At 27.1% G+C, this 25,466-nt stretch carries 26 protein-coding genes; 1 reads left to right on the top strand and 25 read right to left on the bottom strand.

Features of this window, described 5'->3' with window-relative positions:
• Positions 1 to 67: 67 nt before the first annotated feature.
• From NG918_RS03265 to NG918_RS03215, 11 genes are all read right to left on the bottom strand, one after another.
• Positions 68 to 2,104 (bottom strand): penicillin-binding transpeptidase domain-containing protein, encoded by a 2,037-nt coding sequence (locus tag NG918_RS03265; protein ID WP_252214573.1) that lies wholly within the window; start codon positions 2,102 to 2,104, stop codon positions 68 to 70.
• Positions 2,105 to 2,319: 215 nt separating this feature from the next.
• Entirely contained in the window at positions 2,320 to 2,475 is a 156-nt protein-coding gene (locus NG918_RS03260; RefSeq protein ID WP_252224506.1) for a cupin domain-containing protein, read from the bottom strand.
• 48 nt (positions 2,476 to 2,523) lie between these two features.
• Positions 2,524 to 4,266 carry an ABC transporter ATP-binding protein gene (locus tag NG918_RS03255; protein ID WP_252214567.1) on the bottom strand — a complete coding sequence of 581 codons (1,743 nt, stop codon included), beginning with the start codon at positions 4,264 to 4,266 and terminating at the stop codon, positions 2,524 to 2,526.
• Positions 4,259 to 6,019 carry an ABC transporter ATP-binding protein gene (locus NG918_RS03250; RefSeq protein WP_252224503.1) on the bottom strand — a complete coding sequence of 587 codons (1,761 nt, stop codon included), beginning with the start codon at positions 6,017 to 6,019 and terminating at the stop codon, positions 4,259 to 4,261. The genes NG918_RS03255 and NG918_RS03250 overlap by 8 nt, the downstream gene beginning before the upstream one ends.
• Positions 6,020 to 6,046: 27 nt before the next feature.
• A complete protein-coding gene (locus NG918_RS03245; protein ID WP_252214561.1) occupies positions 6,047 to 6,661 on the bottom strand; it encodes a TetR/AcrR family transcriptional regulator in 615 nt (204 codons plus the stop codon).
• A gap of 295 nt (positions 6,662 to 6,956) precedes the next feature.
• Complete coding sequence (locus NG918_RS03240; protein WP_252214558.1) at positions 6,957 to 7,271, bottom strand: nucleotidyltransferase domain-containing protein; 315 nt, start codon at positions 7,269 to 7,271, stop codon at positions 6,957 to 6,959.
• Positions 7,272 to 7,273: 2 nt separating this feature from the next.
• A complete protein-coding gene (locus NG918_RS03235; RefSeq protein WP_252214555.1) occupies positions 7,274 to 7,378 on the bottom strand; it encodes a nucleotidyltransferase substrate binding protein in 105 nt (34 codons plus the stop codon).
• 146 nt (positions 7,379 to 7,524) lie between these two features.
• Positions 7,525 to 8,883 (bottom strand): 23S rRNA (uracil(1939)-C(5))-methyltransferase RlmD, encoded by a 1,359-nt coding sequence (gene rlmD, locus NG918_RS03230; protein ID WP_252214552.1) that lies wholly within the window; start codon positions 8,881 to 8,883, stop codon positions 7,525 to 7,527.
• A 16-nt stretch (positions 8,884 to 8,899) separates the two neighbouring features.
• Positions 8,900 to 9,280: an RDD family protein gene (locus NG918_RS03225; protein WP_252214548.1), complete on the bottom strand. Its 381-nt coding sequence runs from the start codon at positions 9,278 to 9,280 to the stop codon at positions 8,900 to 8,902.
• 25 nt (positions 9,281 to 9,305) lie between these two features.
• Positions 9,306 to 10,010 carry a hypothetical protein gene (locus NG918_RS03220; protein WP_252214545.1) on the bottom strand — a complete coding sequence of 235 codons (705 nt, stop codon included), beginning with the start codon at positions 10,008 to 10,010 and terminating at the stop codon, positions 9,306 to 9,308.
• Positions 10,011 to 10,340: 330 nt separating this feature from the next.
• Entirely contained in the window at positions 10,341 to 10,961 is a 621-nt protein-coding gene (locus NG918_RS03215) for a helix-hairpin-helix domain-containing protein (protein ID WP_252214542.1), read from the bottom strand.
• Between the two features lie 227 nt (positions 10,962 to 11,188).
• Here NG918_RS03215 and NG918_RS03210 point away from each other — a divergent pair, with 227 nt between their 5' ends.
• Positions 11,189 to 12,511, top strand: coding sequence for a D-alanyl-D-alanine carboxypeptidase family protein (locus NG918_RS03210; protein ID WP_252224497.1), 1,323 nt, complete (start codon positions 11,189 to 11,191; stop codon positions 12,509 to 12,511).
• A 13-nt stretch (positions 12,512 to 12,524) separates the two neighbouring features.
• Here NG918_RS03210 and NG918_RS03205 read toward each other — a convergent pair whose 3' ends face one another.
• The 14 genes from NG918_RS03205 to NG918_RS03140 all read right to left on the bottom strand — a co-directional run bounded on the left by NG918_RS03205 (position 12,525) and on the right by NG918_RS03140 (position 25,363).
• Complete coding sequence (locus tag NG918_RS03205; protein ID WP_252224494.1) at positions 12,525 to 13,421, bottom strand: RluA family pseudouridine synthase; 897 nt, start codon at positions 13,419 to 13,421, stop codon at positions 12,525 to 12,527.
• A gap of 23 nt (positions 13,422 to 13,444) precedes the next feature.
• Positions 13,445 to 14,740: an LCP family protein gene (locus NG918_RS03200; protein ID WP_252232436.1), complete on the bottom strand. Its 1,296-nt coding sequence runs from the start codon at positions 14,738 to 14,740 to the stop codon at positions 13,445 to 13,447.
• Positions 14,741 to 14,811: 71 nt separating this feature from the next.
• Positions 14,812 to 15,378: a bis(5'-nucleosyl)-tetraphosphatase (symmetrical) YqeK gene (gene yqeK, locus NG918_RS03195; protein ID WP_252214530.1), complete on the bottom strand. Its 567-nt coding sequence runs from the start codon at positions 15,376 to 15,378 to the stop codon at positions 14,812 to 14,814.
• 4 nt (positions 15,379 to 15,382) lie between these two features.
• Positions 15,383 to 15,985 carry a nicotinate-nucleotide adenylyltransferase gene (gene nadD / locus NG918_RS03190; protein ID WP_252214527.1) on the bottom strand — a complete coding sequence of 201 codons (603 nt, stop codon included), beginning with the start codon at positions 15,983 to 15,985 and terminating at the stop codon, positions 15,383 to 15,385.
• A gap of 253 nt (positions 15,986 to 16,238) precedes the next feature.
• Entirely contained in the window at positions 16,239 to 16,535 is a 297-nt protein-coding gene (gene yhbY / locus NG918_RS03185) for a ribosome assembly RNA-binding protein YhbY (RefSeq protein ID WP_252214524.1), read from the bottom strand.
• Positions 16,536 to 16,556: 21 nt separating this feature from the next.
• Positions 16,557 to 17,843, bottom strand: a complete 1,287-nt coding sequence (obgE, locus tag NG918_RS03180) for a GTPase ObgE (RefSeq protein WP_252224486.1) — start codon at positions 17,841 to 17,843, stop codon at positions 16,557 to 16,559.
• Positions 17,844 to 18,180: 337 nt separating this feature from the next.
• Positions 18,181 to 18,480 (bottom strand): 50S ribosomal protein L27, encoded by a 300-nt coding sequence (rpmA, locus tag NG918_RS03175; RefSeq protein WP_003372402.1) that lies wholly within the window; start codon positions 18,478 to 18,480, stop codon positions 18,181 to 18,183.
• 4 nt (positions 18,481 to 18,484) lie between these two features.
• Positions 18,485 to 18,871, bottom strand: coding sequence for a ribosomal-processing cysteine protease Prp (locus NG918_RS03170; protein ID WP_252214520.1), 387 nt, complete (start codon positions 18,869 to 18,871; stop codon positions 18,485 to 18,487).
• A gap of 4 nt (positions 18,872 to 18,875) precedes the next feature.
• On the bottom strand, positions 18,876 to 19,187 hold the full coding sequence (rplU, locus tag NG918_RS03165) for a 50S ribosomal protein L21 (protein ID WP_252214518.1): 312 nt from the start codon (positions 19,185 to 19,187) through the stop codon (positions 18,876 to 18,878).
• Positions 19,188 to 19,381: 194 nt separating this feature from the next.
• Positions 19,382 to 20,830, bottom strand: a complete 1,449-nt coding sequence (locus NG918_RS03160; protein ID WP_252224480.1) for an Rne/Rng family ribonuclease — start codon at positions 20,828 to 20,830, stop codon at positions 19,382 to 19,384.
• A gap of 72 nt (positions 20,831 to 20,902) precedes the next feature.
• Positions 20,903 to 21,616, bottom strand: a complete 714-nt coding sequence (locus NG918_RS03155; protein WP_252214514.1) for a TIGR03936 family radical SAM-associated protein — start codon at positions 21,614 to 21,616, stop codon at positions 20,903 to 20,905.
• On the bottom strand, positions 21,600 to 23,453 hold the full coding sequence (locus NG918_RS03150; protein ID WP_252224476.1) for a TIGR03960 family B12-binding radical SAM protein: 1,854 nt from the start codon (positions 23,451 to 23,453) through the stop codon (positions 21,600 to 21,602). Before NG918_RS03150 ends, NG918_RS03155 begins: the two co-directional genes overlap by 17 nt.
• Before the next feature lie 208 nt (positions 23,454 to 23,661).
• Positions 23,662 to 24,537, bottom strand: a complete 876-nt coding sequence (locus NG918_RS03145; RefSeq protein WP_252224473.1) for a site-2 protease family protein — start codon at positions 24,535 to 24,537, stop codon at positions 23,662 to 23,664.
• Between the two features lie 28 nt (positions 24,538 to 24,565).
• Positions 24,566 to 25,363: a M23 family metallopeptidase gene (locus NG918_RS03140; RefSeq protein WP_252214505.1), complete on the bottom strand. Its 798-nt coding sequence runs from the start codon at positions 25,361 to 25,363 to the stop codon at positions 24,566 to 24,568.
• Positions 25,364 to 25,466 lie beyond the last annotated feature (103 nt).

Genomic DNA, 25,466 nt, shown 5'->3' with positions numbered 1-25,466 from the left:
CTATTATTAGTATAACATAAAATTTGGTTTTTCACGATAAATATGGATTTAATGAAAACTTTCCTGTTTATTTCACTTCTTGTATTATTTTTTTTACTATTGGAATTACATAACCACTTCCACCTTTGCCTTTTACATCTTCTACAAATGTAGTTACTAAAATGTTATTATCTTTATTTGTTGTGGTTGCTACTACCCATCCTATCTCAGTACCTGTTTTATCATCTTGAGCTAACTTTATCTCAGCAGTACCTGTTTTAGCTGCAATATTAATTCCTTGTTCCGCCAGTGCATGTGCAGTCCCGCTCAATTTACTTACTACACTTTCTAAATCATTTAATATAATTCTAGCGGTTTCATTTGCAATAACATTATCTTTCCAAATGCTTTTCTCAGGACTTTCTTTATATTCTAAATAAGGTTTTAAAATATCTCCCTCATTAGTAAACATTGTATACATCATAGAAAGTTGTAATGGATTCATTAAAATATCACCTTGTCCATATCCACTATCAGCAAGTAATATTTCATTGTTAATTCCATCTTTCGATGAAAATTGAGAAACTGAAACACCATATTCAAATGGAATTTTTTCACCTATTCCAAATTCCTTTAGCTTTTTCTCAAAATTTTCTGCACCTATATCTAATGCAACTCTTGCAAAATATATATTATCAGAAAATATTAATGCATTCTCTAAATTAGCAGGTAATTCATAAGCATGAACCCTTGTTACCTTATATCCACCCCATGAGTCATCTTTTTGCCACTTTAGTCCTACTATTCCTTTATCCTCATTAGGATCAAGTACTTTTTCTTCTATGCCTATAGCTGCTGTAATAGGTTTAAATGCTGATCCTGGAGTTATATTACTTTGAAATCTATTGTATAATGGCTTACTTTCATTAGTATTTAGATCATTCCATTTCTCAGTTGACAGCCCAAGAACAAAATCATTTGGATTATATGCTGGTGTACTTACAAGAGCTAAAACCTCACCGGTATTAGGATTTATACTTACTGTAGCTCCTTTGTTATCTTCTAAAGCGTCATACGCGATTTCTTGAATATTACTGTCTATAGTTAATTTTATATCCTCTCCATTTTTAATTTCCCTATTATAAATTACTTTAATCTCATTTGAATTTTTATCAACTATATTTATTTTTATTCCATCAATGCCTCTTAATCTATCCTCATATATTGCTTCTAGCCCAGCCTTCCCTATTACTGATGAATCAGAATAATTCTTATCACTATTTTTTTCTAAATCTTCTGCTGTAACATTTTGAATATATCCAATTAAATGTGCTGCTTTAGCTTCTAATGGATAAATCCTTGAAGGCTTGTCTTTTATGACTACACCTGGAATTTTTGATGCTTTATTAACTATATCATTACTATAAGAAACAACTTTAATTGGTACAAACATATTTGGTTTAACATATGACTGACTTAATTGTTTCTCTATGTACTCACTAGATATTTCTAACGTCTTTGCTATCTCATTTATGGCTTCTTTTTGATTTTCTCCAAGCTTTTCAATAACAATTCCTATTTCAGCTACATCATCATCAGTGGCAAGTCTAATATTATTTCTATCTAAAATATCGCCTCGTCTAGACTCTGTTATTTGAACTTTAACTTTGTAGTCATTATTAAGTTCAGGAAAAATTAAATTTGAAGACCAATTTACTTTAATCTCATCATGAACTCTATTTATATCCATTGTATTATTAAAATTTAGATTTCCTGCAATAGTGTTCATATTACATTGAAATGTTGCTAAGATATCACTACCATCTACTTTCACTTTTGTACTATCTATTGTTATATTTTTGGCTCCTATTCCTTCATAAATATTTTTATTTCTTTCTATGAATTCATCTTTAGATATTTCATTTTTACTTTCATCAGATAACTTATCATACATTAAATCATACTTTTTCTCATTTAATAATTGAAAATATTCCTGTACTAAGTTTTCACTTTGTTTTACATTTATACTATTTGCTTTCATAGATGCAAATATAAATGCTGCTACTACTAGAATTCCTATAATTGTTAATGAAAAAATAAATAGTCTTTTTATTTTTTTCTCCAATAAAAACTCCCCTTTTATATTTAGTATGTTAAATAAAATCCAAACAAAATTACGTATTAAATTAATAACATTATATAATAAAGCTATTAATTAGAAAATATAAAAAAGCTTAAACATTCTCTAATATGTTTAAGCTCTATACAATCAGTAAAAAAAATGATGCTATGTTAATTGTTAATATAAAAAAGAACCTTGATTTCTCAAGATTCTTATAACTAACCCTTTACTACTATTAACATCATTTTAAATTTTTCAGTTGCTTCTAATGCATGAGGAATGTTAGCAGGCATAACTATAAAGTTTCCTTCTGTAACAATTACCGGCTCATTCTCTCCAATTGTTATAGTAACTTCACCTATTGCATATACCAACACACATTTAAAACAGAGCTTTTTATTAAATAATTTATTGTTTTCTGTTTATAAATTAGTCTTCAATTTCCATCCAACAGATTGTTCACGCCTGTTTATAAAGTCAGCATAAATACCTTTTTGTTTAATTAATTTGTTATGCTTACCTTTTTGAACAATTTTTCCTTTATCTAAAACAATGATTTGATCTGCATTTCTTACAGTTTTTAATCTATGTGCTATCATAATTATTGTTTTATCCTTAGTAAGTTCTTCAATAGCAGCTTGAAGTCTATATTCATTCTCTGGATCTACATTAGCAGTAGCTTCATCAAAAATTACAATAGGTGCATTTTTTAACATAGCTCTAGCAATAGATATTCTTTGTTTTTCACCCCCTGAAAGTGAAGCTCCGCCTTCCCCTATTAATGTATTGTATCCTTCCGGAAGTTCTGATATAAATTCATCACAGCAAGCTCTTTTAGCTGCATATACTACTTCTTCATGTGTTGCATTAGGTTTTCCAAACTTAATATTATTTTCAATGGTATCTTCAAAAAGATATACATTTTGGAATACCATACTTATATTAACCATTAAACTGTCTAGAGAATAATCTCTGACATTATTTCCACCAATAGAAACTGTCCCACTATTTACATCCCAGAATCTAGCTATTAAGTTACATAAAGTAGTTTTTCCTGAACCTGATGGTCCTATAATAGCAGTCATAGTTTTTTCATTTATCTTTAAATTTACATTTTCAAGTACAAGATGCTTATCATAAGCAAAACTTACATTATTAAATTCAATATCATAGTTTTTAGGTTTAATATATCTTCTTCCTTCATACATTACAGGTACATTTTCTATTTCTTTTGCTCTATCAATAGATGTTTCTGTCAAATGAAGAATAGCGGTACCATGACCTGCTGATTCTAATTGTGAAAATATAATAAAAGATACTATTAACATCATAAAACAATTAACTAACGTCATTGAATTATTTAAGTAGAAAATAATTGATAATAATATTATTAACATACTAAATAATTTTAATAAAAGTTGTTGTAAAGGCAAATATGGTATTATTGCTTTTTCTAACCCTAGATTCTTTTTACAGCTTTCTTCTATCGATTTATCTACCTTCTTATCTAATTTCTTATCTAAATTAAAAGCTTTTACTACACTCATTCCATGAATTGTTTCTAATACACACTCAACTAAATACTCCTGTGCCTTTTGACGTTTAGGTGAATGAATCCTAGTTTTCTTTTCCAATAAAGATGTACTTAAAAGAAAAACTATAATTCCTCCTACTACAATAAGTCCTATTCTCCAATCAAATAAAAAAACAAATAAAGCAAATACTATTGCATTTATAAATCCACCTAAAGTTTGTACTAAAACTCTTGGTGCACAACTTTCAACATCTGTTAAAACAGTAGTAGCTACACCAGTAATATTTCCTAAACTATTTTTATTAAAATACCCCATTGGTACAACTTTTAATTTATTACCAATATGAATTCTTTCATTTGCTACCATAAAATATCCTGCATGAGTTCTTTGTAATATTGAAAAATAACTTGTAATTATCTGTCCTACAACACTTAGTAACATAAATCCAAAAGCTAGCCACGCATTAATATATTGATTATCATTATCAACTAATGCCTTTAAAATAAAATAAAGTGCATTAATTTGTAGTGCTCCAAAAATCGCAAAAAAGAAAGAAACTATATTAGATTTTTTAATTTGAGATTTTTCATTTCCTGCAAATTGCCATATCTTTTTAAAAACATTAATCATCTATGCCACCATCCTTTACACCAATATGTGCTTGCCACATATCTTGATACAATTTAGAAGTTTTAAGTAATTCTTCATGTGTAGCCTTTCCACAAATATTCCCGTTTTCCATCACTATAATTTGATCTGAATCTGTAATTGTAGATAAGCGGTGAGCTATTACAATTAAAGTTTTTCCAACTACAAGTTTTGAAACTGATTTTTGTATTAACGCTTCATTTTCTGGATCTGTATAAGCAGTAGCTTCATCTAAAATAACAATAGGTGCATCTTTAAGCATAGCACGAGCAATTGCAATTCTCTGTCTCTCTCCTCCTGAAAGATGTCCACCAGAACCTCCAACTAAAGTGTCATACCCATTTTCTAATCCACGTATAAATTCATCACAACCTGCATTTTTTGCAGCTTTTTCAATTTCATAGTCTGTAGCCGTTGGGCGTCCCATTCTTATATTTTCCCTAATCGTATCATTAAATAAATAATTATCTTGTGCTACATAAGCAATTTTATCTGCTAATTGAGACTGTGGTATGCTTTTTATATTAAAACCACCAATACTTACTTCTCCTTCAGAAACATCCCAAAATCCAGCAATAAGCTTAGCAATAGTTGATTTTCCACTGCCAGATGGTCCTACAAGAGCTGTTACTGTTCCCGGCTTTATAACAATATTGATATTCTTTACTGCTGCATCTTTACTATCTTCATGATAACAAAAAGTTACATTCTTTAATTTTATTGTTGAATCATTAAGATTAACTGGTAAACTTGGACGAATTAATTCCTCTCCTGACAAAATTGATTCCACTTGATTTATAACTGTACCTACTGTAGCAAGATTATCTATAAAATTAGTAGCTGCAATAAGTGGACCTGCTATGCTCAAAGATAAAATAATAATAGTTATAAAATCTACAGAAGAAAGACTTCCATTATTATAAAAAATAAATCCTATTGGTAATACTGTTAAAAGAGTAGCTGGACATATTGTGGTATATGCTGACATCTCTAACTGACAGCTTTTCATCCAATTATAAAAATATGAAGCATTATTCTTTACTGCATTAGTATACTTTTCATAAGAATTTGCACTTTGATTAAAAGCTTTAATAACTTCAATACCATTTACATATTCTACTACAGCATTATTCATTTTTTTAGCTGTTTCTACTGACTCTGCATATTTAACTGGATAAGTTTTCATCATACTCATCATACACAGTATCCCAATTGGTAACGTAATTAATGAAACAAGAGCCATACGCCAATCTAAAATAAAAAGATAAATAACTATTAAGAGTGGAACAAGTATATTTGAAGTCATTTCTGGCAATAAATGTGCTAAGGTAGTTTCTAATCCCTCAACTCTATCAACAATAATACTTTTAAATTCTCCTGAAGGAGTATCTAATAAATTTCCCATAGGCATTCTAGATAACTTTGATATAAGCTGTTTTCTAATTTTCATTAAAGTAATAAAAGTAGCTCTATGTGAAATACTAGTTGATATACTTGAAAAAATAATCTTTCCTATATAACCTAGCGTTGCAATTCCACACCACTTTAAATAAAACGATAATTCTTTTCCTCCATTAAGCAATTCTATAATCATTTGTATTACAGCAAAATATGGTACAAATCCACTTGCAACACCAATAACAGCAAATATGATAGACTCAACATATTTTGTTTGCTCCGATCCTGCAAATTTTTTAAGAGAACTAAATGTAGTATCCTTCTGCTTTTTTTTCATAAAATCTATACCTCCATTTTTTATTTACTACTTAAAAATATCCTTCCAACCAACTTCAAAAAATCTTTTTAACTGGTTTACATATTTATGTGCACTCTCTCTTGTCATCTTATGTACAACTATTTCGAATATACCAGTATAAAAGGAGCTACTTAACATATGCATAAGTTCTGGTGTTATTCTTTCAGATGAAAGTGCGTCACTTCCTATAGCTTTAATAAATTTTATAGTATATTCCATCTCTATTTCTACTAAATCATGGACAAACATTGAGTATCCTGTTCCTTCTGAGCAACTAATCAATAACGTAAATATATCAAAATTATCATATATATAATCCACAAAATCTTCTATTTTATCTTTAGAATAATTAAATACTTCCTCTTTCTGGATATCATTTGGAAGTTTATGAAAATTTTCTTGTGATAACCAGAACCACTGTTTCAAATATTCAACTACTGGTACAACAATAGCATTAAATAAACCTTTCTTATCTGAAAATCTAGTATATATTGATCCAGTGCTTGTCTTTGCATTTTGAGCAATAGTACGTAAAGAAGCATCTTTAAAACCTTTTTCTAAAAACTCGACTTTAGCACATTCAAGTACTTTTTCATATACACCTTCAATCTGTTTAGCCATATATATCCTCCTAAGCCTATATATTCATAACACTGTTTTAAATATACCTAAATTGATAATAATTGTCAATATCATTTTAAAATTTCATTCCTTATTTTGAATATAATTACTAAATAACAAAGCCTTATTTAATATGTAATAATACGTAAAAAACCCACAAGCAAAGCCTGTGAGCCATAAAATCAAATCCTTATTATACTTTAGTCAAACCTTTTTTATAAAAAGCAAAGATTTATTCTTTCGTTACATTTATATGCCTTATAATTACTTCTAATATAAAAATAAGGATATAGATTTATTCTACATCCTTTTTATAAATCACTTTTCCAACTCTATTAATATGATCTATTAAATCATCATGATTTAAATGAGTATAATCTAATATATCAAAAAAGTATGGCATTGGACTTTCATCTTCTAATAATGAATGAAGTTGTGATAATGTATCAAATGTAATTTTTTCTCCTATAATAGCTAAGTCTACATCAGATCCTGGTTTATAATTTCCCTTTGCTCTAGATCCAAATATAATGGCTTCTTCTATTTCCTGAAAATTACTTATCTTTTCTATTATATATTTTAAATCAAATTCTTTTAATCCAAACTCCATAGTTATTCCTCTAATCTTTTTAATAATTCTTTGATTTCAGGATAATATTGTTTTTTTATTAATTCTTCTGCTTGCTCTGCCACAGACTCATCATAAGTATGCGCCATTAAATTTCTCTTTTATAAAAGTAGGTATTGTAAGATTATCTTACAATACCTAAAACAATTTTCATTACAATGAACATCTTTCTCCCACAAGCTACAAAATGCGGGCTTTCTCGTTAAGTTAAGATGTCTAGGCAAGTTCCAATTCACTAAGCGTTCAATGACAACTTCACAACTGTCTCTGCGTGAGGTGTGTTTGGGAACATATCTTTCACTTGTGTTTGGATTATTTTATAACCTCTTTCAATTAATACTTTAAGGTCTGTTACTAAAGTCTTTGGATTACATGAAACATATATTATTTCTGGTGCATTAAATTTAATTACGTAATCTAAAGCTTTAGGATGGACTCCACTTCTTGGCGGATCTAATATTATTATATCTGGCTTATCTTTTACTGTTTTTATTATTTCCGCTACATCTCCTGCCAAGAATTCGCAGTTATTTAATCCATTTAATTTAGCATTTTCTTTTGCTGCCTCAACAGCTTCTTCTATAAGTTCTATTCCTACAACTTTTTTAGCGTTAGGAGCAACTATTTGACCTATTGTTCCTGTTCCACAGTAAAGATCAAATACAACTTTATTTTCTGAACTTCCCATAAAGTCTCTAACTAATGAATAAAGGCTTTCTGCACCTTTTGTGTTAGTTTGAAAGAATGAGAATGGTGAAATTTTAAAATTAAGTCCTAATAATTTTTCTTGTATATAATCTCTTCCATATAATACATTTACCTTTTCTGGTATTACTGCATCTGAGAATGAATTATTTTCAGTGTGAAGTATTGATACTAATGTACCCTTATAATCTTGAGATTTTAATAATTCAACATATTCACTTAAATCAAAATCTATTTGAGTAGTTGTAACAAGATTTACTAATATTTCACCTGTATTTTGAGCTTTTCTTATTACAAGATGTCTTAAATATCCTTCTCTTTTCATAACTCTATAATATGGTAAGTCTTGTTTTCCGAAATAATCTGCAGTTAATCTTATTATTCTTCTATAGTCTTCATCAACTATCTTACAATGATCAACTGTCATTATTCCAAAAGATTTACCTCTCATATGCATTCCAATTGAAAGATCTCCGCCTTTTTCTTCATCACCAAATGTGAATTCCATCTTATTTCTATATTCCCATTGCTCTGAACTTCCAAGTACCCCTAAAAACTCTCCAGTAGTTACATCAGCTTCTTTAAATAAATCTTTTATTTCATCTTCTAAAACTTGTAACTGCTTTTCATAAGATAATGTTTGAGATGAGCATCCTCCACAAAATCCAAAATGAGGACATATTGCATCTATTTCATAATCTGCTCTTTCCTCTACACCTGTTAATTTTAATTCAGCGTATTCTTTTCTGTTCTTTTTAACCCTACCAGTTACTACTTGACCTGGATATGTATTTTTAACATATACTGGCTTATCTTCTAAATATCCTATTCCTGTCGATGGGAATTGTGTTTTTTCAATTTTAACTTTTACTTCGCTTCCTCTTTTCATAAACGTTCTCCTATAATTACTTTATATTAATAATTCTTTTTCCTATGCTTTTGCTTGATTTAGTTTTTTCCATTAACGGCATATATAATACATTTACTATAAAATAGAACATAATTAAAATTCCTAATGGCATAGATACCTTATATCCTATAAATTTTATTATAAAATCAAATATAATTAATGATACTCCTGAAAGTGCCATTGTAACTAATTGGTCTATAACACTGGCAAATATTTTTTTTAATAATGATGGTTTTTCTTTATTATCATTACTATTATTTTCATTTGTCTCTCCCATTAATAATTCTTTTGTTTCATTGTTAGTTTCTTCTTTTGCTTTTGTGTCGTTCAATATAGCATCTTCTTTTTCATTAATATTATTTTCTTCTTTACTCAAGGTATTTTCCCCCTTATTAATTATATTAATTATTATTTTCTAAAGTTGGATTTGGATCTTTAAAATTATAAGTTTTTGTGCTTAATTTATATACTATATAATTTTTATTAAATCTTATTTCTTCCTTTAATCCATCTATTGAATTTTCTATAATGCCTTCTCCCTTTTCACTCTTTAACCCGTCTATTATCTGTTTATTTATTTCTGAATAATTTCTACTACTTTGTCCTGTAAATGCAGCTATGTATTTATTGAAAGATGTATTTCCTAAATCAAAGTTTCCTGATTTTATTGCTTCTGCACTGTCAAAGTTTAAACTTAATTTTAATTCTATTTCCCCTGATGATAAATCTTCTCCAAATACCTTCATTCCAAAGTACATGCTTTCTATTTTATTAGGATCTGGTTTTTCATTATCGAAATATATTGAATTAACACTTATAGTGTTTCCATCATTTTCTTTTACTACATCTTCCTTAGAGTATTTCATTCCAAGTTCTTCTGTTACTTTTTCCATTTTAGATAAATAATCTTTAAAATATCCTTTTGTTTTTTCTAAACTATAATCTTCTGCCCACGATCCTTGTAAATTTTCATCTGAATTTTTTGCTTCAGTTACAGCTTTAGCATTATTATTGTCTTCTGCTTTATTACTATCTATACCAATACATCCAATTAATGATGTTGTAATTATTAAACTCATTAGTATAGCACAAATTCTTTTGGACATTAAAAATCCCCCTAGTTTTTATTTTTAATTATATTTATATAAATTTATATTATATTCTTAGATTAATACTACTTATTAGAATACCACAATACAATAAATTATTGTATCATTATTATATTTCAAATATGTGTCAATAGCAAAAATATTATTTAATCTATGTTTTAAATGAACGTTACTATTTTAGTAGAAGGTGTAGTAGTATTGTTATTCTGTTCATTAGCTTTATACTAAGGCTCTGTTTTAGCACAGTGTTGATATATGAATAAGCAAAGTGGGCTGAGTATAAAACAGAGCCTATACTAAAAATCAAAATGCTCTTTAAACAAATCGTTAAACTTCTATTTGATCTTTTAGTTTTTCAAAACTTTTTTCACCAATTCCATCAATATTTTTAATATCTTCTACTGAATTAAATGCTCCTATATTTTCTCTATATTCTATTATTCTTTTTGCTTTTGCTTCACCTATTCCATTAATATTTTTTAATTCTTCAAGTTGTGCACAATTTATATTTATTTTTCCACTGTTATTAGATGTACTCATATTACTTTGTGAATAACTTATGTTGTCTTTTACTTCATTTTTATTATGTATATATATTAATTCATGATTTTTAAGTTTTTGAGCTCTATTTATATTAGATATATCTGCCTCTTCTGTTAATCCACCAGCTATTTCAATAACATCTTTAACTATGCTCTCATCATTCAATTCATATACATCAGGGCTTTTTACTTCACCTTTTATTTCAACTACTATATTTTTATCTTTTAACTTTTCTATTTTTTCATCTTCATGACTATTTTGATTTTCTTCTTCAACAAAAATTGAAGTATTATCGTTTTTTACTAATTTGTTTTTTCCACTTTTAATATATGTAAATAAACATGCTATGAGTATTATAACTAAAATTGCTATTATTCCAATTTTTTTATTAGCTTTATTAATCAATTTGAAAACCTCCTTTAGTTCTTAATATTTCTTAAACTAATATTTACATTTTAGTATAATAATAAGTTTGTTCTTAAATTTATCAACAGAATTTCATCCATTTATTTTAATTATATACATTAAAATACAATTTTATTATCAAAATTCATATTTTTATAGCATAATATATTTTTCTTTGGTAAAATAAAACTGTTGTAATAAAAAATTTTAATATTATGGAGAATGTTATGAAATCACATTTTAAAACACTTATTTTTTTCCTATTTATATTTCTTGTTTCATCCGTTAATGTAATGGCGATGCCAGCGCCTCCTGAAATAAATGCAGAAGGTTCTGTTTTAATGGATGCATCAACTGGAGAAATATTATTTAGTAAAAATCCCGATAAAGTTTTGGAGCCGGCCTCAACTACTAAGGTAATGACTGCTATATTAACTTTGGAAAATTGTGATTTAAATGAAGAGGTTGTAGTTACTGAAGATTTTACAAAGGTTGATGGTACAACTATAGGCCTTTTAAAAGGTAATATTGTTACTGTAAAAGATTTATTACTTGGGCTTCTATTAGAATCTGGGAATGATGCAGCTAACGCTTTAGCTTGCCATGTTTCTTCTTCTATTGATAAGTTTGCAGTGCTTATGAATAAAAAAGCTACTGAAATTGGAGCCGTTAATACCCATTTTAAAAATCCAAGTGGATTACCTGATCCAGAGCATTTAACTACTGCTCATGATTTAGCTCTAATTATGAATGAAGCTATTAAACATGATAAATTTTTAGAACTATGTAAAGTTATGACATATGAAATACCAATAAAAAATGATTCATCTAGAACAATATGGATTAATAATAAAAATCATATGATAAATAAGAATTCAATGTATTATTATCAATATACCATTGCAGGTAAAAATGGCTATACAACTAAATCAAACCATACATATGCAATAGCTGCTGAAAATAATGGACATATTTTAGTAGCATCATATCTTAATGCTCTAGATAAAAATAAAAACTTTGAAGATATGAAAACTGTGTTTAATTATGGATTTAATAATTTTTATTTTTCTAACCTCTATAAAAAAGGACAAGAAATTGATTCTATTAAGTTACATAATGATATAACAGTTCCTCTTATTGCTTCAAAAGATGTAAATTGCGTTGTTCCAAATGAAGATAAAGACAAACTTAATACTTATATTAAATTTGAAGATAAAAATTTAAATAGATCATCTTTTAATGAAGGCGATGTTATATTAAAAGGTACTGTATATTTAAATGATGAAGAGTTATGTACATTAGATTTATGTGCAGGTATTTCTAGAGATTATTCTATAAAAGAAGAAGTTAATTCTTTTATAGATAAAAATCAAAAAAACTTGATTATAGGAGCTAGTGTTTCTGGAGTTGCCTTACTTATTGTGTTAACATTAGCAATAGAATATAAAAAGAAAAAAAATAGAAAAAAAAGATTGTTAGAAATTACAACATCTATACCTAAAATTCAAGATGATCAATTGAAGAAAAGAAGAAGAAGAAGACAGGATTAAATCCTATCTTCTTCTATTTTATTTTTTCTAATAATTCTTTCATGTCATCTGGTAATTCAGCTCTTAATGAAAGTTCTTTTAAAGACCTTGGTGAATCAAAATTCAATCCATAAGCATGAAGTGCTTGACGCTTTATTAAGTTTTCTTCTGCTCCAACTCCATATAGTTCATCACCATATATAGGATGACCTAAATGACTTAAATGAACTCTTATTTGATGTGTTCTACCTGTTTCTAGAAGACATTCAACTAAATCTCCACCTTTAAAACTTTTTATTACTTTATAATGTGTTATACTTCTTTGTCCTCTCTCATCAACAACTCTCATACTTCCATATTCTATACCTTCTGGTTTATAAATAGGCAAGTCTATTGTTCCTTCTTTTTCTTCTAAGTTACCATGAACAATTGCTAAATATCTTTTTTGTAATTTTTCTTTCATATCTTTTGATAATCTACTATGAGAAAATTGATTTTTAGCAATTATAATAAGCCCTGATGTATTCATATCTAGTCTAGAAACTAATCTTACTATACAGTTTTGATTTGTTTCTTGAAAATAATATAATACTCCATTTGCTAATGTACCACTTTGAAAATTTTTGGTTGGGTGAACTATCATAAATGGTTTTTTGTTTATAACTAAAACATCCTCATCTTCATATACTATGTCTAAATCTATTTTTTCTGGATTTATATTTTGACTTTCATTTTTGTTTAAATCAATCTTTATAACATCACCATTTTTAATCATATAATTCATTCTAACCACAGAATTGTTAACATATATCCTTTGATCTTTTGATGCACTTCTTATTAATCTAGTTGATAAATCTAACTTTTCTTTTAAATACTCTCTTATCTTTATCTTACCATCAATATTACTAACTTTATCTTGTAAAATGCTCATCTATTAAAAGTCTCCCTTGATTTTTATTCAAATTTTTTAAAATCTTTACCTAATATTATAACTACATCATAATCTTTGTATTCTGGTTTGTCTGATTTTTTTTCAATTTTATTTATTCCAATACTAGACTTAACTTTACTTGCTATATTCTCATTATTAGTTAAAATTGAACTATCATTTCTCTCTGGAATATTTCCAACATCAACCCTTGTGTATCCAATCTTTGTTAGCTCATCTCTTAAGGTTGCTGCTAATCCAGTTATTTTAGTTCCATTGAATACTTTTATTGTAATATCTGACTTAGAAATATCTTCTGATCCTTTTCCTGTTGATGATAAAGATGTTATTATATCTTTGTTTAAATTTTTATCAAATACAAGGAATGATTCTCCATTTATATCTTTAGGTATACCTTGAGCTATTTTCATATCCATTTTTTCTGAATTAATTCTAATAAACTTTAAACCATATGATATAACTTTAAATGGAGGCATATTAGTATCTATATTATCTCCTAAAGCTTTTATTATACTTGGAATTTTAAAAATAATCATAGGACTTGTACATTTATCTATAACCTTTGATATAAATTTTTGTTGATTTTCTATTCTGTCTAAATCTCCATTTGCAAATCCTGAACCATCATTGTTTTTTCTCCATCTGAAAAATTCTTCTGCTTTTTTACCATCTAATTTAACTACTTCACCTTTTTTAAAATTAATATGAAGATTTTGTCCTTCATCATCATATATCATATTTCTTTCTATCTGCATTTTGACGCCTCCAATAGCATCAATAAATTCTCTAAATGCATTATAATCAATTTTAGCAATATAATTTATGCTTATATTAAGCAATTTTTCTACCTCTGATTTTACTCTTTTTTCTCCACCTATTGCATAAGCTGCATTTATCTTTGAACTTTTGCCATTAACATCTATCAAAGTGTCTCTTGGAATTGAAACAACTTGTAAATTTTTATTCTCAGGATTATAATTCAAAACCATAATTGTATCTGTTCGTTTTATTGCATTATTATTAGGCTGACTAGGATCTCCTATATCCATTCCTAATAATAAAACATTAATAGGCTTATTCATTGATACCTTACTAGGTTCAATCATATCATTCTTGTTTATCTTTCCTAAAAATAAAAATCCAGATCCTATAACTACTATAGTAAATGTTATTACTAATGCTAATATCAATAATACACTTTCTTCTAGTAAATTCTTAATCTTAATATTTTCAAGCTTGTTTTTATTTGATTTATTCGATCTTTTGGATCTTTTTGATCTTTTCACTCTTTTTTTCCCCATGCTTTTCTTCTCACCCCTAATGCAAGTCATTAACCTTAATTACTTAGTCTACTTTATTTATGCATATATAACTATTCTTTTAATAAAAAATAATTTCTTGCTTTTATTGTATTTAAATCAATGATTAAATTTCTATTTAATAAGTCCTTCATACTTTCAGTTAAACCTAATAAAACCCCATCATCTAAATTTTCAAAAGTAGTTTGTCTTATTTTTTCTACTCCTGAAAAATCCCTACCTGGTTCTATCATATCAGCAATATATATTATCTTAGTTAAAATAGACATATTTTCTTTTCCTGTAGTATGCCATCGTACTGCATCTAATATTTCCTCATTATCAATTTTTAACTTATTTCTAGCTTCTATTGGTGCAATTATACTATGCCACAAATTAGAATTTTCTTTTTCTGTGTTTGTTAATTCAATATTATTTTCTTCTATTATTAATTTCATTTTTTCCAAGGATAAATTTTTAGCTACATCATGAGCAAGAGCTGCTATTTCAGCTTTTTCTATTGAAACCCCATTAATTTTAGCTAATTTTTTTGAAGTTTCAACAACTCCTAATGTGTGCTTATATCTATTTTGTTTTAAATTATCTTTAAGATATAACTTCATTTCTTCTATACTTATCAAAATATTATTCCTCCTTATATAAGCTGTTTTCTTCTATTAATTTTATGATAGGTTGAGGAACAAAGAAATCTACTCTTTCTTTATCTTTAATTCTTTTCCTTATATCTGTTGAAGATATTTCTAATCTTTTTAGTGTTAATACAATTATATTTACACTGTACTTTTTTTCTATATATTCTTTTTGTTTAATTAACTTTTTATTACTAAAACCACCTCTAGAAAATACCACTAAATTGCTTAAAGATAATATTTTATCCGCACTTTCCCATGTTTCTATATCCATTAAACAATCTGCTCCAGTAATGAAAAATAATTCTACATCATTGTCCTTAAAATGTTCTAACGTTTCATATGTATAGCTGAATCCTTTTTTTTCTATCTCATAATTTGAAATAGAAAATCCTGAAAAATCTTCTATTGCTTTCTTTACCATATCATATCTTAGCAGTGCATCCGTTACTTTCTTACCTTCTTTATGAGGTGGATTACCTGCTGGCATAAAAATCACATTATTTAAATTTAATTGCTTTTTAGCTTCATAAGCTATATATAAATGTCCATAATGAATAGGATCAAATGTCCCTCCTATTATACCATATCGTTTCATTAAATATTTCCTCCCAGAATTTATTTACAATACATCAAGCTTTATATTTTATTATTTTTCAATTAGAAAAATATATTACACTGATAATATAATAAATTAATTAATTTTGTAAATTCTTCTATATTATTATATCATGAACATAATCTAAATTATAAATTCACAAGAAACCTAAACTAAAAAAGTTGTCTAATCTTAAAAATTATTATACAAAAAAATAAAACCCTTATAACAAAGGGTTTTATTTTTTATCTAATTATTTAGTTGGTATTTCTATTTTAGGTTTATTTTTAGATTTCTTATATAGTACCATCTTATTTCCTATTGCTTGAACGCCTTCGCATCTTAAAGCCTTGCATATTAAATCTGAAGTTTCTCTAGTGTCTAAACCACTATTTTCTAAAACTTTTATTTTAATAAGTTCTCTTTTTTCTAAAGCTTGAGCAACTTGAGTTAAAAAGTTTTCTTCTATCCCATTTTTGCCTACTTGAAATATCGGAGATATATTACTACCTAATCCTCTTAAGTAAGCTCTTTGTTTTCCAGTTAACATTCATTTTCCTCCAAAATTATATTATAATAAGTATTCAAATTCGAAATCATTTAATCTAACAACATCTCCGTCTTCTATACCCATTTCTCTTAATTCATTCATTATGCCTTTATTTCTTAATACTTTATGGAAATATCTTAATGAATCTGCATCATGTATATTTACAGCACTTAATAACCTATCTACAAAAGTTCCTGAAATAACATAAGTATTGTATTCTTCATCTTTTTCAACATCTATAGCATATGTAAATCTCTTTTCTTCTGGTATATACATTTCATCTTCTGATATTTCTAATTCCTTAACAGGAATTTCTTTAAGCATTCTTGCTGCTTCTTTTATTACTTCATCAACACCCTCTCTTGTAGCTGCTGACATCTTATAAACTTTAGCAAATCCAAGTTCTTTAACTTTTCTTTCAAACTCTTCAAAAACTTCATCATCATAAAGTAAATCTGATTTATTTGCTACTACGATTTGTGGTCTATCCCATAGTTTAACTGAATATTTTTTTAGTTCCTCGTTGATCTTAACGAAATCTTCAAAAGGTTCTCTTCCTTCTATTCCAGAAATATCAACTATATGAACTAATAATCTTGTTCTTTCTATGTGCTTTAAGAATTGTATTCCTAATCCTACACCTTCTGCAGCACCTTCTATTATACCTGGGATATCCGCCATAACAAATGGTTCTATACCATCTATTGCTACAACACCTAAGTTAGGCTTTAAAGTAGTAAAATGATAATTTGCTATCTTTGGAGTAGCTTTAGTTGTCATTGATAATAAAGTTGATTTACCTACATTAGGGAATCCTAATAATCCAACATCAGCTAATAATTTTAATTCTAAAACTATTGATAATTCTTCACCTGGCATTCCTGGTTCAGCATAATGTGGTGCTTGCCTAGTTGCGGTAGCAAATTTAGTATTACCTTTACCGCCTCTTCCGCCTCTTGCTAATACAAATTCTTGACCCTTCTTAGATAAGTCTACTATTACTTTATTACTTTCTTCTTCTCTTATTATTGTTCCCATTGGAACTTTTATAATAAGATTTTGACCAGCTCTACCATAACATTTAGATGTTCCGCCATTCTCACCATCTTCTGCAATAAATTTCTTTTTATATTTGAAATCTAATAAAGTAGTTATTCCAGTGTCAACTTGAAGTATTATGTCTCCACCATCTCCACCATCTCCACCATTTGGGCCTCCAAGTGGTACATACTTTTCTCTTCTAAATGAAATGGCTCCATCTCCGCCTTTTCCTGACTTTATGAATACTTTGGCTTTATCTATAAACATGCTATCACCCTTCTTAATTAAATTCTTTTCCTAAATAGAATATCTTTAAACTCAATTATGATTAAATTCTTATTTTACTAATTATTATGTCTTCAAAAATCACACTTTATTATAACACATTAAAAATCCCTTATAATTAATTTAACTAATTATATAATAATTTAATCATAAATAATCTAAAATGATGTTTAATTACCAAAGTTCTATTAATATTTTTCAACTCAATAAAACTATTAATTTATTTTAATGTTATTTTTTTAAAGTAATATCAATATTATATTAATAATTCAATATAACTTAAAAAGCACCCTGTTGGGTGCTTTATTTCAAAAAATAATTATTCAGCTATTGCTTCAACGTCTACTGGGTAAACACTAGCTTTTTTCTTATCTTTACCCACTCTTTCGAATTTAACAACTCCGTCGATTTTTGCGAATAAAGTATCATCTTTACCTCTACCAACGTTGTTTCCTGGGTGAATCTTAGTTCCTCTTTGTCTTACTATAATATTTCCAGCAAGAACAAATTCTCCATCTGTAGATTTAACTCCTAATCTCTTAGATTCAGAGTCTCTACCATTCTTAGAACTACCCACTCCTTTTTTATGAGCGAATAATTGAAGGTTCATAATTAACATAAGGCTACACCTCCTCTTTCAATAAAGTTATATATTCTTTACGTTTCTTACTTCCAAACATTTCATCTAAACTTAAAATTAAACTTTCTAAGCTTTTTTCAAAAGTTTGTAGTAAAACCTGTGCTTGTTCTATCTCTTTTTCGTTAAAATCATTAAGATCTAACTTTAAATATCCATCACTTATTTCATAAGTAGAATTAAGTTTTAATACTTCGTCCAAACCTATAATAACGCTTTGTGATAAGACTGAAACAGAATTACATATCATATCAAATGTCTCGCCAACTAAAGAAACATCATTTCTAAAGTCTCTATCTCCACATAAGGCATGATTGTTTATTACAAATCCAATAATACTACTGTCTTTATAATTAATTCCTACTTTAATCATGATATTAAGCTTCTATCTTTTCGATTACTAACTTAGTATAAGGTTGTCTATGACCATTTTTTCTTCTATAGTCTTTTTTAGCCTTATATTTGAAAACTATAACCTTCTTTTGCTTTCCTTGAGCTAAAACCTTAGCTGTAACTTTAGCACCTTCAACTACTGGTGCACCAACTTTGATACCTTCATCGTTAGCTACTGCTAAAACCTCTGTTAATTCAACTGTAGAATCCACTTCAGCGTTAAGTTTTTCAACGTATATTACGTCTCCTTCTTGAACTCTGTATTGTTTTCCTCCTGTTGCTAATACTGCGTACATTAAAACACCTCCTCATTTAACGGTCTCGCCACTTTTGGTACAAAGATTTAACTTTGTTCATTAAAACCTTACGTGTGCGGTCTACAAAAGCCATTTTATCACATTATTAATTTTTTGTAAATTAAAATTTGCTATTTTGTAGTGTAAATTTATTATATTTTTTGTTTTTTGCTCATTATAATATATTTTTCATCTTATATAGTGTCAAATTGTGTTATTTTGTATTTCTCTAAATTAACTTTTTGACTTTGAAAAATTAAAGGTTCTATCTTAAACCCTTCCATATTTTCAATATAATTTAAATAAATCTCTTTATCAAGACAATCTATTTCTTTTAGAAAATTAAATAGATCACCTTTTATTCTCTCTTTATAAACATTGTCAATTTCAATATAAAAAGAACTTATTGTATTATCTTCTTTTATTCTTAAAATTTCATTTTTTATAAGGTCTTGAATATAAGACAATTTCAAAATTCTTCCATGTCCATTACAAGTCATACAATCTTCTTCCATATACTCATAAATACTTTTCCCTTGTCTTCTTCTTGATATTTGAACTAAGTCTAATTCTGTAAATTTAAATATCTTAGTATTGCCCTTGTCTGATGAAAAACTTTCTTCTAATTCTCTCATAACAATATTTTTTTGAGATTTATCTCTCATATCTATAAAATCTATAACAATTATTCCACTTAGGTTTCTAACTTTTACTTGATTTCCAATTTCTTTTGCTGCTTCTAAATTAGTTTCTAAAATAGTTTTATCAAAACTTCTTCCTTTTATGTTTTTCCCACTATTAACATCAATAACATACATTGCTTCTGTTTTATCAATAACTATATAACCACCACATGGAAGATTGACTTTATTATGTCTTAACTTTAAAAGCTCTTTTTCAAGTCCATAAAAATCAAAGATATTTCTCATACCAGAATACAATTCTAATACTACATTACTTTCACCTTTACTAAAATCTTCAATCTTTTCAAAATCTTCTTTATTATCTGCATATATTTTCACAGGATTCTGTCCAATTGTATTTCTTAAAATTCTAAATAAGCTCAAATCTTCGCCATAAATTTTCTTAACTTCAGTAGAGTACTTTAAACTTTTATTTATATTAAGAAATTCATTATACAGTCTATTAATTTCATTTTTTAAAGTTTCACTGTCTGCATTTATTGCTTCTGTTCTAATTGTTATTCCTACATCATTTAACTCTTGTAAATTTTCTAAGATTTCTTTTTTCTTTTCTTCATCAACTATTCTCTTTGAAAAATGAATTCCTTTGTCATAACAATTTAATACTGCATATTTACCAGGTATACTAACTTTAGTAGTAAGCTTAGCACCTTTATCATTTATTGGCTCTTTTACAACTTCAACAAGTATATCTTCACCTTTTTTTATGCCAGTACTTTTTAGCTCTTCACTATAATATAAATATCCTTCTTTGTTTAATCCTAAGTCTACAAAAATTGAATTAATAGCAGGAAGTATTTTTTTTACTCTTGCCTTATATATTTCTCCTATTATCGGTTCATTTTTATTCTCTTCTACTATACTCTCTACTAACTTTTCATTTTCTCTTATACCAATTCTTAATAAAGATTCTTTTCTTTCAATAAAAATCTCTTTCAATACACTCACATCCTAAATGAATTAGCTTTATTATTAAATATCAACACTGTTTTAAAACATAGTCTATAATTACTATTTATTAAATTCTAATGCTTTATATAATGGTAATAATCTTTCACCTTTTAAGAAATACATTTCTTCTCTTTTTATATCTACAAAAGATTCTGTTTTAACATTAGAAGTTCTTTCTTGTATATATTTAACTACCAATTCAGGTGCTAAATGCTCTCTACTACCTGAATTAATAACCATATTTATAACTAGATAATCATCTTTTATCCAAAATTTAAATTCTCTAATCATTGTTTTTATATCTACTTCTTTTTCACCTTTTTTGCTCTTTTTTATTGTCTTCCACTGGTTTTTATTTAAAAGTTCATTAACTTCATTTTCAAGATTTTCTGTATTTTCATAAGGAACTTTTGCTGTATATCTCGCTGCATCAATTAATGCCATCCCCTGAGGAACTTTCTTTTCCCCCTCTACATATGGAATTTTAGTTGCCTCTTTAAATTTTATTCCACTTGAAGATACTGAATTTAATCTATCTATAATTTCTTTTTCATTCATTTCCTCTGCAAATACTAGATCCATGTATTCTCCATCAGAATACACACCAACAGCTAGTGGTTGAGCTATGGACATAGTCATATGTGGATTAAATCCTTTTGAATACTCCATTGGAAGCTCAGCTCTTCTAATATTTTTTTGTATAGTCCTCATTAAATCCAGATGAGAAATAAATTTTACATTTGCTTCTTTAGTATATTTAATTAAGTATCGCACCTTCGAAACATTCCCCTTCCTTAAAGTTCACATTAACACCACATCCTGTACATCCTTTTCTACAGTTTTGTGTTAATTCTTCTCTTTTAGCTTTTTCATTTTCTATTTCTAAATATTTTCTATTTACTCCAATATTAATGAAGTCCCAAGGTAATATTTCTGAATATTCTCTTTCTCTATATACATAGAATTCTCCATCTACATTACATTCTTCTAGTGATTCCATCCATGCATCATATTTAAAATACTCTGACCATCCATCAAATTTAGCACCTTTTTCAAAAGCTTTTATTAAAACATCACATAATCTTCTGTCGCCTCTAGCAAATAATGATTCCATAAATGATGTTTTTTGCTCATGATAATTATAATTTATAGCTCTAGTTTTTATTGAATCTTTTACAGCATTTATCTTTTTATTTACAATTTCCATTCTTTCCATAGCACTCCATTGGAATGGTGTAAATGGCTTAGGTACCAATATTGAAGTACTCACTGTAACTCTAAGTCCTTTATTTCTAACACCTTTAGGAATTTCATAATATTTTGCAACTATTTTTTCAGCTAATTCTCCAATAGCAGCACAATCCTCTATATTCTCATATGGTAATCCAATCATAAAGTAAAGCTTTAATTTACTCCACCCTGATTGAAATGCACTCTTGGCTGCGTCTAATATTCTTTCTTCAGTTAACCCCTTATTTATTATATCTCTCATTCTTTGAGATCCTGCTTCTGGTGCAAAGGTTAAACCTGTTTTTCTAACTTTTTGAATCTCTTTTATTAAATCAACTGAAAAAGCATCAACTCTTATTGAAGGTAATGCTATTGAAACTTTATTTGGTTCATGTTCTTCCATTAAATCTTTTATTAATTTTTCTATTTCAGAATAATCACAAGTACTTAATGATGATAATGAAATTTCTTGATATCCTGTATTTTTAACTAATGCTCTAGCTTGCTTTACTAAGTCTTCTCTTTTCTTTTCTCTAACTGGCCTATAGATCATTCCTGCTTGGCAGAATCTACATCCATTAGTACATCCTCTAAATGTTTCTAATACTACCCTATCATGCACTACTTCTGTATAAGGAACTATGATGTTCTCTGGAAAATCAACATCTGTATAATTATTTATAATTCTCTTTGTAACAACTTTTGGAACATCATCATATTTAGGTTTAAATTCTTTTATTGTTCCATCTTCCTTATAAGTAACATCATATAATGAAGGTACATAAATACCTTGAATTTTTGATATTTCTCTTAAGAATTCCTTTTTCTTACCCTTACCCTTGTATTTTTTATATACTTCTAAAACGTCATCCATCATTTCTTCGCCTTCACCAATTTCAAAGAAATCTACTATGTCATATAAAGGTTCTGGATTATACGCACAAGGACCACCAGCCATAACTATTGGCTCATCTTCGCCTCTTTTTGATGCTCTAATAGTTATTCCTGACATATCAAGCATATTTAATATATTTGTATAACTCATTTCATATTGTAATGTGAATCCTAATATATCAAATTCACCTAATGAATCTTGAGTTTCTAACGTAAACAATGGAATATTATTTTTTCTTAATTGTTCTTCCATATCTGGCCATGGTGCAAATGTTCTTTCGCAATATGTATCATTTCTTTTATTTATTGTATGATAAAGTATTCTACTTCCTAAATGAGACATTCCAACCTCATAAACATCTGGAAAACAAAATGCAAATCTTATGTCAACTTCTTTTGGTTCTTTAATAACTTGGTTTAATTCTCCACCAGTATATCTACACGGCTTTTCAACCTTAAATAAAATATCATCTGAAATTTTGTTCATTCTAAAAAATTTCCTCCTTAAAAATCATAAAATATGATTGTTCTTTCTATTTCATTCGGACGTTATATTTTTAAACTTTTGTAATCTTCTACATTAAAATAAGAAGTATAACAAGTATACTTCTTATTTTTTGATAACCCTATTCTAACACAATTATAGTATATTTGAAACAGCGTTATTATTGCCAATACTTCATACAATACCTAAATTACATTTTATTATTTTCATATAAATTTTTAATGTTCTTTTTCACATACTCTTCTAAAGTTATATTTCCATACTCCTTTAAAGCTCTTAACAATTCATCTTCATGAATTATTTTAAGTAATTGCATATCATCATCAATAACATAAAATGTATTAAATTTATTTTTATCTACTAATGTTAGTACATTGACTAAGCCCTTTTTATAATATACCGAGATACTTTTATTTTCTATATAATCATACTTTTCTAATTTTCTTGATTTTTTAATCATATCACTCATAATTATATACATTGTCTTCTCTTTCTCTCTAATTGTAGCATATGTCATCAGTATAGCAGCTAAAAATAGACTTATATTTATTTTATGTAAAAATATCATTATAATAAATAATATAAAAAATATGCTAGAAACAATAAAACTAAAAATTCCTGTGATTTTTTTAGATTCCTTATATAAAAACTTTTTTGATAGTAATATTTCATATATTCTTGAACCATCCAATGGATATGCTGGTAAAAGATTAAATATTCCCAAACTCAAGTTAATATCTATACTTTTTTTTATAAAATTAGAATCTACATATTCCTGAATAAAAAATAAAAATACAACCATAAAAATATTAAATGCAGGACCAGATAAATATAAAATAAGCTTTTTCTTTTCTGATAATTCATCAACATCACTTAGTTCTGCATATGTTCCTGATAAATTTAATTTCATATTATAAAATTTACAACCAAACTTCTTAGCAACCAATATATGAATACATTCATGTGCTATAATCCAAAAAAAACTTATAAATAGTGTACTCTTAAAATCTAAGATAGCAAATATTATTAAAATTTCTATAATAAAAATACTATACCATTTTTTCATGTTCAACTCCTACGTCATTGATATTGCATTATACATTTTTCAAATTAGAAAAATCTAAATATTCAGTTGGATCTTGTTCCTTTCCCATATAAATAAACTTAAATATTACTCCTGTTTTTTCAGTATTAGATATTTTATTGCAATCTCCTAAATACTCTCCTTTTTTTATTTCATCCCCTTCTTTAATATCAGAATTTTTAATCATTCCATAGTATGTTTGAATTCCATTACCATGATTTATTAGTATATTTTGTCCTCCATCATCAGTTGCAGCTTTAACAACAGTTCCATCCATACTACAAATAACTTGTTCTCCTTCTTTACCTTCAAGGAAAACCCCTTTAATATCACCTTGCAATTTCATGTACGAAGCCAAAACTGGCAAGCAATAATTATCTTTTATTTTGGCTTTAATGCTAGTCTTTTCAACTTTATTTGTTTTTTCTTTAAGTAAATTCATACAATCTACAGCTTTATCCTTTAAATCAGTACTCTTTATTTTATTAATAACACTAATAACATAAGAATAATTAATATCTTTGCTAAAGTCTTGAGTTAGATATTGTTTTGATAATGTATATATGTCTCTAGTTTTTTGTATTGGCGTAATTTTCAAAGAAAATATTATAGCAAATAATATTACAGAAAATACACATTGAAATAATAACTTGTTAATAAATCTAGGTTTCTTTTTTAAATTTGTATAATCATTAGCATAACTTAATCTTTTATTATAAGGATTAATTGATTTTCTAGTATTGATACCTCTTTTTTGATTCAATATATTCTTGTAGTATCTTTCATATTGACTTCTATAGTTACTCATATTTCCCTCCATTATTAATGATTTAAATTTTATATTAGAGAAATAACTAGAATTAAAGATTATTAATTCTAGTTATTTCTTTAATACTAGGTATAATATAATG

Origin of the sequence: Clostridium sp. ZBS2, assembly GCF_023845855.1 — a bacterium.
Classification (GTDB): Bacteria; Bacillota; Clostridia; order Clostridiales; family Clostridiaceae; genus Clostridium; species Clostridium aquiflavi.
The sequence above is the reverse complement of the archived record's forward strand: the minus strand, read 5'-3'. Positions and strand labels throughout refer to the sequence as shown.

Coding starts and splice junctions, on each gene's coding strand:
- NG918_RS03255 (WP_252214567.1), bottom strand. CDS start 4,266: ATGATTAATGTTTTTAAAAAGATATGGCAATTTGCAGGAAATGAAAAA.
- NG918_RS03250 (WP_252224503.1), bottom strand. CDS start 6,019: ATGAAAAAAAAGCAGAAGGATACTACATTTAGTTCTCTTAAAAAATTT.
- NG918_RS03245 (WP_252214561.1), bottom strand. CDS start 6,661: ATGGCTAAACAGATTGAAGGTGTATATGAAAAAGTACTTGAATGTGCT.
- NG918_RS03240 (WP_252214558.1), bottom strand. CDS start 7,271: ATGGAGTTTGGATTAAAAGAATTTGATTTAAAATATATAATAGAAAAG.
- NG918_RS03235 (WP_252214555.1), bottom strand. CDS start 7,378: ATGGCGCATACTTATGATGAGTCTGTGGCAGAGCAAGCAGAAGAATTA.
- rlmD (WP_252214552.1), bottom strand. CDS start 8,883: ATGAAAAGAGGAAGCGAAGTAAAAGTTAAAATTGAAAAAACACAATTC.
- NG918_RS03220 (WP_252214545.1), bottom strand. CDS start 10,010: ATGTCCAAAAGAATTTGTGCTATACTAATGAGTTTAATAATTACAACA.
- NG918_RS03210 (WP_252224497.1), top strand. CDS start 11,189: ATGAAATCACATTTTAAAACACTTATTTTTTTCCTATTTATATTTCTT.
- NG918_RS03205 (WP_252224494.1), bottom strand. CDS start 13,421: ATGAGCATTTTACAAGATAAAGTTAGTAATATTGATGGTAAGATAAAG.
- NG918_RS03200 (WP_252232436.1), bottom strand. CDS start 14,740: ATGGGGAAAAAAAGAGTGAAAAGATCAAAAAGATCCAAAAGATCGAAT.
- nadD (WP_252214527.1), bottom strand. CDS start 15,985: ATGAAACGATATGGTATAATAGGAGGGACATTTGATCCTATTCATTAT.
- yhbY (WP_252214524.1), bottom strand. CDS start 16,535: ATGTTAACTGGAAAACAAAGAGCTTACTTAAGAGGATTAGGTAGTAAT.
- obgE (WP_252224486.1), bottom strand. CDS start 17,843: ATGTTTATAGATAAAGCCAAAGTATTCATAAAGTCAGGAAAAGGCGGA.
- rpmA (WP_003372402.1), bottom strand. CDS start 18,480: ATGTTAATTATGAACCTTCAATTATTCGCTCATAAAAAAGGAGTGGGT.
- NG918_RS03170 (WP_252214520.1), bottom strand. CDS start 18,871: ATGATTAAAGTAGGAATTAATTATAAAGACAGTAGTATTATTGGATTT.
- rplU (WP_252214518.1), bottom strand. CDS start 19,187: ATGTACGCAGTATTAGCAACAGGAGGAAAACAATACAGAGTTCAAGAA.
- NG918_RS03150 (WP_252224476.1), bottom strand. CDS start 23,453: ATGAACAAAATTTCAGATGATATTTTATTTAAGGTTGAAAAGCCGTGT.
- NG918_RS03145 (WP_252224473.1), bottom strand. CDS start 24,537: ATGAAAAAATGGTATAGTATTTTTATTATAGAAATTTTAATAATATTT.
- NG918_RS03140 (WP_252214505.1), bottom strand. CDS start 25,363: ATGAGTAACTATAGAAGTCAATATGAAAGATACTACAAGAATATATTG.